This window comes from Pyxidicoccus sp. M6 (assembly GCF_055568925.1).
Window position 1 is genome coordinate 2,909,522 of the sequence record NZ_CM145714.1, and the last position, 15,271, is coordinate 2,924,792.

Here is a 15,271-nt window from a genome sequence, read left to right on the forward strand (position 1 = left end):
CCGTCCATTTCCAACCACCTCGTCAAAGAGGTGTACAGGTTCAACAAGACGTGGCCGAGCCGGGTGCTGACCCTCGCGGGTCTCCGGTCCGGGTCGGACTCCGATGGACAGATGCGGAATCGGTTGGATGACCCGGACTTCCGCCGGAAGCTGGAAACCCTGGTGCTCTTCAGGTCGCGCTCCGGCAAGGTGGTGCATGCTTGCTTCCACCGTCGACTCTACGACTACCTGCGTGACTCGCGAGGTCAGAAGGTTTATGCCGACGTCATCAGCCAGGCGCAGGTTCGCCGCGGGGATGCGTTGTTCCTGGACCCAGCGAAGTTCCGGGACGCAGTCGCGGGATTGAGGAGGAAGCAGCCGACGGTCGTCATCCGGCCGGGCGGCCACGATGAGGCGCTCGCGCTCTTCGCGCTGGCTTTCGGGCTTCTCCAGCCCGAAAGCGCGGCGAGCTTTGTCCGAGTCCTGCTCCCTCTGGGCAGTGGTTTCGCCAGGTACTTCGAAGTCCAGCAGGCCGCGTCGAAGGAAGTCCTCACAGGAGCACCTTCCCATCTGGCATTGGTTCCAGGCGTGGGAGAAGTCCCGTCCCAGGAACTGGCGGCTCCGCCCCCCATCCCGCAACTCGCCCGCGCCCTCCTGTCTTCGCCCGTCCCCCACAGCGTCCCTGTGAGCCCGCCGGTCCTAGAGACGCCTGCAGCGGTCGCCTCTCAGCCTGGACCGCTCTCTCCCGCCACGCCCCTCGTACCAGAGTCGTCTTCCGCCGAATCCTCTGCGGAGCCCGTTGCGCAGGCCCCGGCCGTAGCCGCTCCAGAGCCACCACCTATGCCGGCCGCGGCGGTGTCCGAGGTGGTGACCGAGCCGCATCCACCCTCGCCGGAGCCAGAGGGGATGAGCGCAGCGGCCTCCGACCCGGCGGATAACGAGCATTGGCAAATCATTGAGTCCTGTGCCTCCCAGCTCCTCTCGACGTACGAGGAACTCCAGCAGTACTCAGCCCAGTTCGAGCAGCTTCAGCGGGAGCTCAGCTCCCAGTTCGTCGCCGTGGACGCGGCGGGAATCGGGCTTACCCAGGAGCGCATCAAGGACCTCATTCCCCTGCGGCGCAGAGCCCAGGACCGGGTAACGTCCGCGTGCGACGGGCTTGAGCAGCAGCTCGAGCGGCTGCGCATGGTCCTGGAGGAGGAGGGCGTCAGTGGTTCGGCGTCCCTGCCAGAGCGCATCCAGAAACTCATCTCGAAGGCCCGGCAGTCCTCCGACCCAGAGGTCGCGCAGAAGCTCCAAGAGTGTGCGGCCGAGGTCCGTACCCACTTGCGCGACGCGCGCGGGCGGGCGCTCCATGGCCTGGAGGAGCAGCTCCAGGCGGCCTGTGCACGGCTTGAGGGCCTCGGCGCACCCAGGCCCGAGCTGAGGGCCATTCTGGAGGTACGCCCGTACCTCGACTGGTCCCTCGACCGAAGCCAGGCTCGGCTGAAGAACGAGCTGGCGATGCTGGAGACGCTCATCACGGAGCGCAAGCACGCGCGGGCGCTTGAGTCGCTGGACCTGCTCGACCAGTGGCTCGATGTGTCCACGGAAACCAGCTTCTCGGAGCTTGAGGAGCTCACCCTACGGCTGGAGCAGGCGGCCGAGGTGGGGGAGCAGGCGCGGCTGCCCGGCATCGCCCTGCGCCTGGCCCAGCGCATCGCCACCGCCCACCTCTCGTTCAGGAATGCCCTCAACCTGTGGCACCGGACGGTGAGTTGCGCCTGGGACGACGGCTCCGCGGCGAGCCGGCTGGCCGCCGTCATCGCCACGCTCCCCCGGCCGCCTTCGTCCATAGCGCCTGCCGAATTGAGGGACGATGCCGAGCTGCTGCTGCTGGACGTCGACCATGGGGGAGAGGACCCCGCAGACTTCTGGCCCGTCCTGAAGGGGCTCGTCGCTGAAGGCCAGCTCGCGTGGGCTCAGGCCTTCTTCGCATGCCTCTGGTCCGACCGACCGCCTCCCACGGCGCTGGCGCGCTGGTGGGTCCTCACCAAGGGCGAGGGGCTGACGGAGGAGCGGGTCAACGAAGTCACCTCCGGGCTGCCGGAACTCGAGGCATACGCAGTGCGCTGCTGGGCCGAGCAGCAAGCGCCAGGCCAGGCCCACCCAGGCCCCCACCCGCTGCTGGCGCCCTGGCTGGCCCGTCAGTCGCCCTTTCCCTCCCTGGTGGCCGCACAGCAAGCCATCGACTTCGCGGGCGCGGTGCACGAGCCCGCCAGTGACGTCCTCCTGGGCGCACTTGCGGCGCTGACGGGGCAGACCGCTCTTCTCTTCCAGGGCCTCCCGGAGCGGCTGGTTGCGGCGGGCTTCCCCACCATCGGCCAGCACCTTGGGACCTTCACCGCTCACTCCCACGAGGACCTCGCCCGGCTCCAGAAGCGCCACCACCAGAAGGCCCAGGCGATTGAGACGCTGGTCCGGACCGAACAGAAGAATCCGGGGGGAGGGCCGGCCTCGCAGGTCTGGAAGCTCATCGTCCTCCGGCTCAACGCGCTGCGAGGTCGGCTGGAGCAGCCCACGCAACGAGAGTCCGCGCTGAAGGAGCTGGCGGCCATCAGGCCCGCCAACCTCTGGAAGCAGGGGCTGGAGGACGCGGGCTTCCGCGGGCTCAACCCCAAGGCCGAGGAACTCATCCCCCAGTGGATTGAGGACTATCAGCGCGACCTTCCCGCCGCGACCGAGGCCCTGGCCGAGCTACCTGCGGGGTTTCTGTCACCCGCGGGCGCTAGCGTCCTGCGCGATGAGCTGGAGGTCCTCAAGCGGCGGGGGGCGTTGGGGCGGATTGCCGCCGAGTACCTGTCGCGGCTGCTCGACGCGCCGACTCGGGTCCACACGCCGGAGGGCGGTCCCTCCTTCGAGGAGGAGGCCCGGGAGATGTTCCGGCAGGGGCTGTCCCGGCCCTGGCTCCGCTGGCGGTTCCAGCTCGCGGGCGACGCGGACTGGGTGCAGTGCGCCGGCGAGGACATCCTGGAGGAACTCGCCGGCCTCTGCGCGCCCCGCACCGTGGCGGGCACGTACCTGTCGAAGAAGCGCCTGGACCTGGCGGAAGCGCTTGTCGAGCACCTCGAGGGCTCCGAGAAGGACGCGGTGGGGGCCGAGGTGAATGCCGCCATCGACGACGCCCGCCAAGACCTGGCGGCGATGGTGAAGATTTTCCTGCTCGAGCCCATCGAGAAGGCTGTGAGTGGGGGAGCCCACGACGACGCAGCACTGAGCCAGCAGCTCATGGAGCTTCAGAAGCGGGCCGCAGGCATGCTGCGGGAGTTGTCGCGGCTGCCCTATGCCGTCGCGGATGACCAGTTCAACCGTCTGTTGGAGGAGACGGAACGGGCTCTGGCCCGTTGGGAGTCGTTCAACCAGCGGCGGCGCCAGGAAGTTCATGACCACTTCATGCCCGCGCTGGACGCCATCCTGAAAGGCCGGCGGCTGGAGGGAGGCCCCATTCTGGCGAGGGCGCTGGAGGCCGCGCTCGCGGGCGACCTCTTGGAATCCCGGCGGAACCTGGCGCTGTTGTCGCTGCCACCCAACCACCCTAGCCGCAACCTCCCTCCCATCCTTCGCACGGGCGCCACGGCCTTTGCGTCGCCCCGCGCCCCACGCATTCGGGCCGTGTCTCCCGTGGAGGTCGGCTCTCTCAGCCGCTTCGCCCGGCAGGCCTGGGACCGGATGGATGTCCCCGCCGACTTCCGGCCGCCCTCGTCCCAGTCCACGGGACTGCTGGCTCAGCACGAGCGTCAGGCCATCCAGCTGCGCAGCGCGAAGATGCTCCACGCGCAGCAGGGGCGGTGGCGCCCCGTCCTTGCCCGCTGGGCCCTGGACGAGGGATTCGCCCACGCGAGGGAGCGTGGCTTCGGGCGTGCCTCCGAATACGCCCGAGACGCCACACTGCTGCTGGCCAGTGAGCCCGACTCGGAGGAATCCCGCTGGTCCCTGGATGAGGCCCTGACGCTGTGGCTCGCCGCCCGGCTTGAAGGCAGCCACTTGGCCCGCGCCCGTGAGTCACTGCCCTGGGACGAGCTGCGCAACCACCTGCGTATCGCCTTCCTCATCCGCCGGTTCGTGGAATACCGCGGGCTCGATATCCTGGCGTCCATCATGCTTGAGGTAGCGGCCATCGGAGGCTGGGCGCTGCCCCGGTTGCTGTCCACCCTGGGCGAAAACGAGCACCACCTGCGCGGGTTGCTGCTCCGGGACGTGCTCCGCGTCGGCGCCGACCAGGACACCCGGCTGGTGGCCCGGGTGGTCGTGGACCTGCTCAACCCTTGGCTCGCCTCCGAGGTCGCGGAACGGGTGGAGGAGCACTTCTCGCACTGGTCCGGCTCCTGGACGCAGCAGTCCCTGGACGAGTGGCTCGCCCAGCTCATCCATTCGTTGGAGGAAGCCGGCGTTCCTACCGAGCTGCGCGCCCGGGTCGAGGAGTCCTTCCAGCAGCGGCTGTTCTCTCCCAACACACCGTCCAGCGACACGCGTTTCTCGTGCAGTCTGGCGACCACCCTCGTCTATCTCTCCTCCGCCGAAGAGTCGGACGAGGGCATCCAGTTGGTGGCCAACGTCACCTACCGGAATGGTGTGGGCCATGCCCAGGACCTGAAGCTGGCCGCCACCGTGGAGCACCCGACCCTACGGCTGGAGTCAGCGAACAAGATTCGCGAGCTGGGGCTGCTGCGCCGGGGTGACGTGAAGGACGTCGTCTTCCCGCTGGTCGCCGCTCCCGGCAGCGAGCGGGGAGGCGAGGCGGCCAAGGCCCAGGTGACCTTGCTCTTGTACCGGGAGGACTCCCGGGGCCAGGCGGAGCAGCTCGCCCGCCGGACGTTCCAGGTCAGCGTTGTCGCCAGCTATCCCCACCAGGAGGTGGCTACCCCGTACGTTACGGGCAAGTGCCTCAACGAGCTGACCATCTTCAAGGGGCGCAACAAGGAGGTCGAGGAGATTCTCGGCAAGCTGCGGGGCCAGCACAGCGACAACTTCGTGCTCATCTACGGCATGCGCCGCATCGGGAAGTCGTCACTGCTGCAGCGCCTGAGCTTCGAGGACCGCTTCCGCAAGCACTACGAGATGGTGCATCTGGACCTCGAGCGCCACCTGCTGACGGGTGACACGCCCGCGATGCTGTTGGAGAAGGTTGCCCACCACATCCGTGAGGAGCTGACCCACGCGGGGGCGCGCGCCGTGGAGCCTCGGCTGCGCAAGGCGCCGGACTGCTACTCTGGTTTCGAGAAGTACCTGCGGGGCGTGGCCGAGGCGCTCGGGCCCTCCAAGCGGCTGTTGCTGCTCTTCGACGAGTTCCAGATGCTCTTCACGAGCGAGCAGAAGGCGCTTGGCTTCGGAGACCTCATCCGCACCCTGCGGCACTGGATACAGTATCTGCCCATTGGCTTCATCGTCGCGGGAACGCCCGAGCTGAAGAAGGCCACCTTCGGTCCGGAGCAGCGGCTGTTCCAGCTGGGCCTGCCCGTGGAGCTCAAGGCCCTGGACGAGCGCGCCGCGCGCGAGCTCATCCAGGAGCCGGTGGGGAAGTACTTCCACGTCACCGGCCCGGCCACCCAGCTCATCCTCGACGAGACGGACCGGCTGCCCAACCTCATTCAGATTGTCTGCCACGAGCTCTTCCTGCGGATGCTTCAGCGGCAGCAGACCGTGGCCACGCACCGTGACGTGCTGGAGGTCGTGGAGGCCGTCTCCCGGCGTGAGGCGCACTTCTCCTTCCTGCTCAGCGCAGTGGGGGATGACCCCCTGCGCAAGGCGGTCATCCGCGCGCTCGCCGAGTTGGGCGTGGATGACAAGCGCGGCTCCGTGGAAGACCTGCTCGAGCACCTGCACAACCATGCCTATGACAAGACGGTGGATGCCGCCGCCCTGGAGCGCTGCCTCGAATGGCTCAGCGAGCACCACCTGACGGCGCGCTGGAGGGAGGAGCTGCGGCTGCGCCCGGCGCTGCTCGCCAGGCACGTCCTTCAACGCCAGGAGTACGCCCTGTGAAAGCCTCCATCGACTCCCAGCCCTTTGCGTCCCGGACGGCGCTGCCGCCGGGGGCGCCGTCGTTTGCTGGACTGCGGCGGCTTCGCAAGCTGCTCATGACCCTGGGCGGCACGACGACGACGAACTCGGTCTCCGTGGTGGGGCCGCGGCAGAGCGGGCGCTCCAGTCTCCTGCAGCAGCTCTCGCACCCCGAGTTCCTGACTCAGCCGGCGCTGAAGGAGGCCGTCATCGTCCAGGCGAGCTTTCGCGAGCACAAGGGCGAGCCGCAGGGCGCCATCCGCTACCTCATCCAGCGCATCGCGGACACCCTGGCGCGGCGAGGGCTGCCGCACCATGCGGTGGCGGATGCCGGCTCCATGGTGGTTGCCGTCAAGCATGCGCTGGCCGTCTGTCCCGGCCGGCTCATCATCGTCATCGACGACTTCGAAGCCGTAGGCTCTGACCTGCGCAGGGACCACCAGACCGACCTGCGGCAGGCCGTCTACAACGGGACGCGCGTGGGCTACGTGATTGCCAGCCGGCTCCCGCTCGCCCGCTGCCTGCAGGAGTGGAAGGACGAGCTGAGTGACCTGGCGCCCTTGCTGAATGAGATGCAGGAGCTGTTGGAGCCGCTCAGCCGCCGAGAGATTCAGGAGATGGTCCAGCGGGCGGCCGGCTTCCCCATCGACTCACGGCAGCCGGAGCTCGTCGCACGCTTTGTCCATGAGCGGGTCGGCGGCTATGCGCTTTGGGTCCAGCAGGCCTTGGCGGTGCTCACTGAGGAGGACGAGCTCAGGAATGAGAAGCTCGGGCAATCAGGGGCGACGTGGGAGGAACTGGAGTTCCGTTTGATGCAGCGGCTGCGGCAGGACTGGACTTCCTCGTACCGGCGGTTGTCACCCAGCGCGCGGCGTGTCCTCGAGCAGCCGGTGGAGGTCGCCGAGTGGATTCTGCACGAGCTTCAGATGGCTGGCTGGGCCGCTCCTGGGACGAAGGAGTTCAGGCCCGCCGGCTCGCTGCTGAGCCGTTGGCTCCAGGCGCGCTCCTGGGAAGCTGACACACCCACAGCGCCACGCGAGGAGGACCCCTATGACAAGTTGGTGCAGGTGGTCGACTCGCTGAATACGCGCTTCCAGCGGTTGACGGGCTCCCACGACCGCATCATTCGCCCCGACGTCTTCACGACCGCGCAGGACGTGCCCTTCCTGAGACGGACCATCAACAGCCAAGAGGACTTTGGGCGCTTGGTGCTGTCGCTCGCCCGCCTCCTCTATGACGGCACCGGAGGCGCGACCAAGGGGCCGCTGAAGCTCCCCGAACTCTGCTACGAGCATCCGGAATGCGTCGTGCGGCAGGTGATGACCCTCCGGAATGCCTGGGTCCACGTGGTCCACCCGGACGAAAAGCAGCGTGAGCGAAACCTGCAGGCGGAGGCCGCCGTGTACATGCGCTACATCGGGACGGCGGACCCACAGACTCCCGAGCATTTCCAGCAGCTCGCGGATGCGCTCCGCCAGGAGACCATTCGCTTCATCAAAGACCTGACCCCCGTCTGCCCCTTCAGCAAGGACCTGGCGGTGGAGTTACTCTTTTCCCGGAACACCGCCGCCTGAGGGGCTGCTGGCGGCCCGTGCACCGGCGCGGGCTGCTGGCAGGGGAGCCATCCTCAAACGCCAGAGCAGAGCTCACCCACCCGGGTGGAAGGCCCACCTGCTTCAATAGGGATACTCTCGCGCCAGGATTTCCGCGCGTTCCCGAGGTTCTGTCACCCCCTTCAGCAGGCGTGAGGCCGGGTGGATTTCCCGGTGGGCGAGGAGGTCGCCGAGCACGGGCTCGGGGTCTTCCCCCTGCTCGAGCAGATGGTCCAGGCGGGCCAGGAGCGCCTCGAAGCATCCCTCCGGCAACCGCTGACGAGTCTCCGCTGCTTCTTCCCACTGCCCCGTGAGGTATTGCGCCCGAGCAAGCCAGCGAAGCCTGGGGTACTGGACGTCATCGCGCATGGTGTCCCAGGCGAAGTCCGCCGCGTCCCCAAGCACTGCCAGGGCCGCATCGGGCTGGTTGAGTAGCACGCGGGCGCGGCCCAGTGCCAAGCGCAGGAAGCCTCGTGAGTCCGACGAGAGAAGAGGGCTGGCGCGGAACTCGCGAAGGAGGGGCTCGAGCCTGGAGAGCGCGTCGGCATCGCGCAGGATGCCAATGACGCGAAGAAGCTCACAGAGGGGATAGGAGGCTTCATGGATGCGTCCAAGCTCCCGCCAAGCGTCGACTGTCTCACGCAGGTAGTCTCTTGCGTCCTCGTAGCGCCGCAGCGATGCCAGCGCGCGCCCGGCTGCCCCGCGAAGGATGAGTTGGGGTTCGTAGCACTCCCGAGCCTCGGGTAACTCCTTCTGAATCTTGCCGACAATCTCCGCCAGGGCGAGGGTGCCGGCATCATTGGCCGATTGGAGCACGTGCGCCATGTGGACCTGACGCAGCGGCCGGCTCAGCCGTAACAGGAATTCCTCGTCGGGCCACGGCATCAGGCTCAGCTCGCCCGTGTGACGCCGAGCAATCATCCCGGCGGTGGTGACCTCGTTGTAGGCGTTCTCGCCTTCCTCCAACTGGGAGCGCAGGAGGTCCGCGCCGCGCGCCACCGCCTTCCAGTCGAGGATGGGGGAGCTTGAGCCCAGCGCCATGAGGTACAGCCTGCGCGCGGCCCTCCTCACGTCGCCGGGGTCGCGCCATTGTTGGGCCAGCTGCTGGTGGGCCTCGTTGAACACCTCGGCGAAGGCCTCGCGTGCGTTTTGTACGCCGAGCACTTCGAGCGAGCCCTGGCAGGTGGAGACGGCCTTGCGGGCAGTCTCGGCCTGGGAAGCGGCGACCATCAACCGTCTCACCCCCAAACCCGAGCCGACCAGGAGCGAAATCTTCTCGGGGAGCGCCTCGACCGGCCCCAGCGAGCCGTCTTCCGAAACGGTCGCCGCCGCCACCATGTCTGGTGGCAGGGGGACCTGCAGCAGCAGCGATGCGGTGGCGAGCAGGAATGCCAATCCATAGGAGGTGCCGTCCAGGGCTTCGTCGCGCCACTTTCCCGTCTTGTAGATGAGTTCCGCATACCAATCGCCAGGGACCTGGAGCGGCTCCATGGAGAGGATGAAGGGTAGCCCTCGTGTGACGATTTGCTCGGCGATGCGGAGGGCGCGCCGCGACTCGTTGACGAAGTGGGCCTCCGTGCCGCTCGAGTCTTCCACTCGGGGCCTACGCCAGAGCTTCCACAGGCCCAGGCGATAGCCCCCGTCTCCCGGCGTCGCGGAGATGAGGAGCGTCACGCCCGGGGTGGGCGCCGCAGGGCAGGGGAGTCGCTTCACGGCCTCGTGCTCCAGCAACTCGGGAGTCCGCGGCCAGCACCACGGATAACGCAGTGCCTTCGCGACCTGGGCCCTCTCCACGTAGCCAAGAGAGGAAGCCTTGAGCAGTTCTCGAAGCACACGGACCTCCTCTCAGGCGCGCGCGAGCCGCCCCCACCAGGCGTCCGGCTCCTGCCAGGAGACGGCACGCAGACGCTCGTCACCTTCCAGCTCCAGCAGTGCCCAGTAGGAAGGAAACTCCGAGGCCTGCGCGTCCAGGTTCCTCAGGCCCTCCTCCAGCACGTCGCCCGTCCCGGAGCGCTTCAGCAGGAAAAGGACGCCCTGGAGGTCATCTCGACGATGCAGCCACGAGCGCCCCAATACTTCGGCCTGCTCAGGGTCTTCCATGGCGACATCCTCCAGTTCCTGAAGCCGCTCCTGCAGGGCGCCCACCTCGAAGAGCGCGGACCGCTCGACGCTCTCCCGCGTATCGGCCGGAAACGCGCTGAACCAGGCCGCGGCCAGATGGGCGGGGCCCTCGAAGTCCGGCGAGAGATAGCGAGCGCGCTCGCTCCGGGACGCATGGCTTGAGGGAGACCACAGGCGGGCCACCAGCCCTGCTGAAGCGACACGGGCCAGGTTCCACTCCTCGTTGGCCAGCCGCTCCGATGCCTCCATCAGCCATGAATCGCCAGGACTGCGTTCGAGCCACGTGCCGACTTCAGGCACGGGAACCTCGGGAGGCTCGGCCGGGGTCCATGTGGCCGCCCGCGCTGGCTGGGCGCGAGGCTGACTCCGCGAGAGGGTGATGTCCCCCAACTCGAAACGTAACAGCCAGGCCACGTCGCCCTGGTCCACCCGAAGGCATGCGGGCCGCCAGCGCGAGTCGAGCAGCATCGTGGACTCATCCAGGTCCAGCCTGTCGCCGCTGCATGCGAAATGGCGCCGTCCGCCATGCTGGAAGACGGCAATCTCCGGCCTCAAGTCCCACCGCTGCAGGCTCGTGTTAGGCGCAATCTCCTGCCAGCACTTCAGCGACACCGGCGAGACGTGCGGCTGCTCGCGAAGCAAATCACGCACACGCTGCAGCGGGGCATCCGCCTGGGCCGTCCCCGCCTTGCCAAGTGCCACGGAGCGCTCCGGGGCCAGTTCCTGCTCCACCAGCTCGAACTCCACGTCCGCCGCCAAACCCAATGCCTCCAACTCCTCAGGGGCAAGCTTGTTCATGATGGGTCCCCACGCTCCACCCTGGCTGTCTCGTTTTCCTCGTCATCCAATACGCCTGCTGCGGGAAGCCTCTGACACCTGTTCAAATTCTCGATTAATTGGCGCGCCATGGCTGCGTCGTCTTGGGAGAAAAGCCCTTTGCGTGCCAGGGCGTCCACGGTGTTGCGCAGGTGCTTCCGCAGGCGGCTGTGGCTCTGGTGGACCCGCTGCTGGGCCATCTTGCGCTCCGCCGGAGTGTGGGCCTGCGTCACTCCTTCATCCCTGCGAAGGATGAGTTCAATGTCGCCGTTCATGAAGCTCAGCTCGCAGAGTTGAGCCCAGGCCCGCTCCAATTCGGCCCGGAATCGTGGAGCACGCCGCGCGTGCAGTTCCTGGTAGACCCGCTCGAGCAACTTGCGGGCGGCCTCCACCCCATGTGAGCTAGCAGGGGCAGGCACCGCTGCCTCCTCTGACTCCTCGCGAGCAGCGGCCTGGACGAGCTTCTCCTGGTGGACACGTCGACGGTGCTCGTCAATCCATCGGTTGCGCAGCATCCGCAGCAGATAGCTCCTGCACTCCCCATCGCTCTTGCCGGCTACAGGGAGCGGGCTGAGCTGATGCACCTTGATGGCCACGGCCTGTACGATGTCCTCCCGGACCTCCTCCGGAATTCGCATGGCGCCACCTGAGGCTGAGCCGAACTGGGAGCGGCTGAGCGCATCCAAGAGCGCGTAGAGCTTGGGCCAGGCCTCGTGGCGCCGAGGGTGCTTGGGAACGATGTCCAGCAGCAGCTCCCCGATGTTCATTGCACCACCTCCTGCCCTGAGCCCGTCCCCAGCAGCGTCATGCACGTCTCCGCTTGCTCCCGGCTCCATCGTGGATGCACCGCTGTCAGGTCGGGGGGAGGAAGGCCCGACGACGCCGAGAGGATGGCTTGCTGGGGCGTGCCGTCCGCCGCGAGCGTGGGGAACTTCTGCATGCCGCCGACCGTCAGCTCGATGGGCAGGGCCAGTTGGCTCTGAACCGCTTGTCGAACCCGGGGCCACGGCAACGTGCTTCCGCGGACCAGGATGAATCGCAGTTGGTTTACCACGTAGTCAGCGAGGGTCAGTCCCGGATGGACGCGCGTGCCGTATCGCTCCGGAGGCTCCGGGGCGAGTTCGAGCCGCATCCCGCCAGGTAGCGACGTGCGAGTCACCCTCTCGGCGAGGCTGACCAGGTCCTCACGCGTGAGTTCGCTGGCACGCTCCATGCGCAGCACCCGGCGAGATGCGACTCGTAGGACGATGCGTGGGTGGGGCTCCGTGAGGCGAGCCAGTTGAACGAGCCGCTCGCAGAGGACGGCCAGCAGGTGGAGGTAACGCTCCTCATCCAGGCCGAGAGGTTGGCGCGGGCCGCCGCGGGACTCCACCGCCGCTACCGCCAGCGCTTTGCAGGTGGAGGCGTAGTAGGACAGTACGCTCCAAAGCTTCTGGTAGCAGCGGTCCCTTGCGGACTGAAGCGCCCGGAAGGCCTCGGGCGCTCGGGCTTCCAGCCACTGGTCACACCTGATGAGCAGCTCCATGGGCGGGTTGTGAGGCGCAGCATTCAGCTCGGCGGGCGCATCCGGGAGCTGCGCGATAGCCTTCGCCGCCCTTTCGAGCGAGCCGGCCAGGGATGAGGGGAGCGTCTGCCGGATGTGGAGGGGGAGCCCATGCCAACTCATGAGGTGGAACGAGAGCCGGTTGAACTCCGCCGCGTGTGGCGGGTAGGCCAGGTGGGGCAGCGCATCCTCCACGGCCCTGCGCAGGGCCTGGGCCAGCTCGGCGGAATCCGCCGCCCGGAGGAGGAGCCCCCCCACACAAACGGCCTCTCGCGGGTCATCGAAGTTCCCCGACTCATCCACCAGGGCTAACCACTCAACGCTCTCGGCCACGTGCACCTCTCTTTCTGCCTGGCTGCGGGTCCACGCGTCACCCCCTCCAGGAACCGCCGGGACGCTGAACGCACCGCCGCACGTCCTCCAGCCTCAACGTCACCATCCCATGCTCGCACACCGGGGGTAGCAGGTCCCCGACGTGCCGGAGCAACCGATCCACCTTCTGCCTTTCCGCAGAGGTGACATGGTGCCCCATGGTGCTGCGCGTCCCCATCGCCCTCGCCAGCTCCTGCCGCTCACTGAACAGCAGGTGGCTTCGGAGTCCGTCGCGCGGCTGCCCCGAACGGGGATTCATTTCAAGATGTAGCTGAGCGACGCCCTGATTCGTATCGGCAGCCTTTAGGCTCACTGCGAGTAACTGGGTTGGCGGCAGCCCGCGAGATGAGCGCGGGTCATAGGTGCTACGAAGAACTGGCATCGCAGGACCACCAGGTGGGTTCGCTTCGGGCTTCAAGCACGCTCTTCCCGGCTCAAGGGGCCGGGAAGACGAACACCGAAAAATCCCTCTGACAGTCCTTATCCGCAGCAACAAGCACAACGCCCCAGGGCGTGTGTCAGTGCCTTTGAGCCGCAGGCGTCTCCCTCGCGATGGGGCACGACTCCGCACATCCGGGTCACTGCGCCGCACAACCTTCGTCAAAGGGCACGAGCATGAGTTGGACTCTCCAGCCGGGGCAGTTTTCATTCACGTGGGGAAAGAAGCTGGGGGAGGGCGGGCTCGGCAGGGTCGATGAAATCATCGTCACGGCTTCGAACCAAGCCCATCCCGTGGGGGCACACCTCGCCTGCAAGCGGCTCAGCGACAAATGGAAGAACGAGCCGACAGCGCGCGAGCGCTTCGAGCGTGAAATCATCGCTCTTCGCGGGATGTCGCACCATGCCATCGTCACGTGCGAGGGGGAGAGCCTGGCCGGCTCCAGCGAGCGCTTCTACGTGATGCCGCTCTACAAGCGCAGCCTGCGCGAGGCGCTCGCGGCGGCGGCCCACGGCTTCGAGTGGACGTGGACGGCCCGATTCGTGGCCAGGATTGCCGACGCCATGGCCTATGCCCATGGTCAGGGCTTCATCCACCGGGACCTGAAGCCCGAGAACATCCTCTTGGATGGCAACCACAACCCCGTCATCGCGGACTGGGGCGTCGGGTACTTCGTCCACAAGCACTCCAAGGTGCTGCAGCAGCTCACCCGCGGGGGCATGGGCACGGAGTACTACTGCAGCATGGAGCAGTGGTCCTCGGGCAAGTGCACCCAGACTGGTGACGTCTACTCCCTTGGGCTGATGCTGGCGGAACTCATTCATGGCAGCCAGCTCTCCATCACTCTCGGCATGGGCATCCAGCAGGACGTTGTGGCCAACGACTCCCGCGGCGCGCGGATGCTCAACGAGCTCATCAAGACCATGACCGACCTGCTCCCGCAGCGGCGCGTCCAAACGATGACCGAGGTTGCGCAGCGGCTCCGAGCCGCCGCTGCGTACGCCGCCTACGCCGCGTAGGGCACGCCCACCAACGGGTTGATGCGCTCGTCCCAGACGAAGCGTTCTCCAAGCGGGGCAGAGGCGAAGCATGCGCTCGCCGTGCCTCGTTCCGACACCGAGCTGACCTGCCAGGGATGCACCGCAGGGGCCGTCGTCAACTCTAACTCTTCGGGAGGGTGACGGTGCCGGGGGTTGATTGCGTATTCCGGCCATGCCAATCAGCGATTCCGGCCGAAGCCGATCACCCGTTCCGGAGCATGCCGAACACCGGGATGACGACGCTGGACGGGGCTACTTCGCCGCCTTCTTCCCGCTGGTCAAACTCTCGGCTTGCGAATCGACTCGCCGCCAAGCTTGAGGCGGTGGGCGTTGTGGACGAGCCGGTCGCAGATGGCATCAGCCAGCCTCGCGTCGCCGATGATGGCGTGCCAGTCCTTGGGCTCCAGCTGGCTGGCCACAATCGTCGAGCCGAGCTGGTAGCGGTCATCAAGCACTTCGAGCAGTTCCTTGCGCTGCGTGGCTGCCAGCGGCTCCAGCCCGAAGTCATCGAGGATGAGCACCTTCGCCTTGGCCAGCCTGCGCAGCAGGTGCGGGTATGATCCGTCCGCTCGGGCCTGCGCCAGCTCGTCGAAGAGGCGTGAGGCCCGGCGACACACCACGCTGTAGCCATCGCGGCACGCCTTCTGGCCCAGCGCGCACGCCAGGTAGCTCTTGCCCACGCCCGTCGGCCCGGTGCGCAGGATGTTCTGCTGGCGCTACGCCCACCGCGACGAGGCCGATCTCCATCAACCACCGTGCTCAGCAACAACAGCCCTCGGGCGTGCGCTTAGTCGATGTCCTCCACGCACGCAGTATCCGCTGCACGAGCCCCGTCTTCCGTGAGCCGGGCGGTCGCATCATCCTGACAGGGTGAACAGGACTCTTTCAGCGCGGCGGCGACTGCTCTTCGGACGAGGTCGCGAGCGGCTCCGGGAGGGTGAGCTCGCCCACCTCGGCGTCGAGCTCGGCGGCCACGAGGCGGGAGCGCGTGGCGGCCCAGTACTTGGGGGCCAGTTCCAGGTAGCGCTCGCGGGGCCAGTGGGCCAGCACGCGCAACAAGTCTCGGAGGTAGGTCTCAGGGTCCAGACGGTGCAGCCGGGCGGTGGCGATGAGGGTGAAGAGGTGGCCAGCGCTCTGGGCATGGTCATCGCTGCCGACGAAGAGCCACGCCTTTCTGCCGACGGCAATCCTCCTCAATTCCCTCTCAGAGCGGTTGTGTGATGCCTGGAGGTACTCATGGATCCGTAGGGTGCGAGTCCCGAAGCGGCAACAGGTCGAGGCCGCATAGCTGGGGTGGCGCTCGCGGGGGAGATGCCCGAGAGCGAAGCCC

10 protein-coding genes are annotated in these 15,271 nt (G+C 67.4%); 3 read left to right on the top strand and 7 right to left on the bottom strand.

Annotation, left to right across the window (positions count from 1 at the left end):
• The first annotated feature begins 885 nt into the window (after positions 1-885).
• A complete protein-coding gene (locus ACVTJA_RS12130) occupies positions 886-6,000 on the top strand; it encodes an ATP-binding protein (RefSeq protein WP_465836524.1) in 5,115 nt (1,704 codons plus the stop codon).
• The gene (locus tag ACVTJA_RS12135) at positions 5,997-7,592 is read left to right on the top strand and encodes a hypothetical protein (protein WP_465836525.1); all 1,596 of its coding nucleotides are present in this window, start codon (positions 5,997-5,999) and stop codon (positions 7,590-7,592) included. The genes ACVTJA_RS12130 and ACVTJA_RS12135 overlap by 4 nt, the downstream gene beginning before the upstream one ends.
• 102 nt (positions 7,593-7,694) lie before the next feature.
• Here ACVTJA_RS12135 and ACVTJA_RS12140 read toward each other — a convergent pair whose 3' ends face one another.
• The 4 genes from ACVTJA_RS12140 to ACVTJA_RS12155 form a co-directional block, all read right to left on the bottom strand.
• Positions 7,695-9,206, bottom strand: a complete 1,512-nt coding sequence (locus ACVTJA_RS12140) for a hypothetical protein (RefSeq protein WP_465836526.1) — start codon at positions 9,204-9,206, stop codon at positions 7,695-7,697.
• A 249-nt stretch (positions 9,207-9,455) separates the two neighbouring features.
• The gene (locus tag ACVTJA_RS12145; RefSeq protein ID WP_465836527.1) at positions 9,456-10,529 is read right to left on the bottom strand and encodes a hypothetical protein; all 1,074 of its coding nucleotides are present in this window, start codon (positions 10,527-10,529) and stop codon (positions 9,456-9,458) included.
• Positions 10,526-11,314, bottom strand: coding sequence for an RNA polymerase sigma factor (locus tag ACVTJA_RS12150; RefSeq protein ID WP_465836528.1), 789 nt, complete (start codon positions 11,312-11,314; stop codon positions 10,526-10,528). Before ACVTJA_RS12150 ends, ACVTJA_RS12145 begins: the two co-directional genes overlap by 4 nt.
• The gene (locus ACVTJA_RS12155; protein WP_465836529.1) at positions 11,311-12,423 is read right to left on the bottom strand and encodes a hypothetical protein; all 1,113 of its coding nucleotides are present in this window, start codon (positions 12,421-12,423) and stop codon (positions 11,311-11,313) included. Before ACVTJA_RS12155 ends, ACVTJA_RS12150 begins: the two co-directional genes overlap by 4 nt.
• 654 nt (positions 12,424-13,077) lie before the next feature.
• Between ACVTJA_RS12155 and ACVTJA_RS12160 the strand changes: the two genes are divergently transcribed.
• Positions 13,078-13,920 (top strand): protein kinase domain-containing protein, encoded by an 843-nt coding sequence (locus ACVTJA_RS12160; RefSeq protein ID WP_465836530.1) that lies wholly within the window; start codon positions 13,078-13,080, stop codon positions 13,918-13,920.
• On the opposite strand, the gene ACVTJA_RS12165 is transcribed toward ACVTJA_RS12160, so the two are convergent.
• The 3 genes from ACVTJA_RS12165 to ACVTJA_RS12175 form a co-directional block, all read right to left on the bottom strand.
• Positions 13,908-14,060, bottom strand: coding sequence for a hypothetical protein (locus ACVTJA_RS12165; RefSeq protein WP_465836531.1), 153 nt, complete (start codon positions 14,058-14,060; stop codon positions 13,908-13,910). The two genes, ACVTJA_RS12160 and ACVTJA_RS12165, sit on opposite strands and share 13 nt — an antisense overlap.
• Positions 14,061-14,219: 159 nt before the next feature.
• Complete coding sequence (locus tag ACVTJA_RS12170) at positions 14,220-14,621, bottom strand: ATP-binding protein (RefSeq protein WP_465836532.1); 402 nt, start codon at positions 14,619-14,621, stop codon at positions 14,220-14,222.
• 205 nt (positions 14,622-14,826) lie between these two features.
• A complete protein-coding gene (locus ACVTJA_RS12175; protein WP_465836533.1) occupies positions 14,827-15,138 on the bottom strand; it encodes a transposase domain-containing protein in 312 nt (103 codons plus the stop codon).
• Positions 15,139-15,271 lie beyond the last annotated feature (133 nt).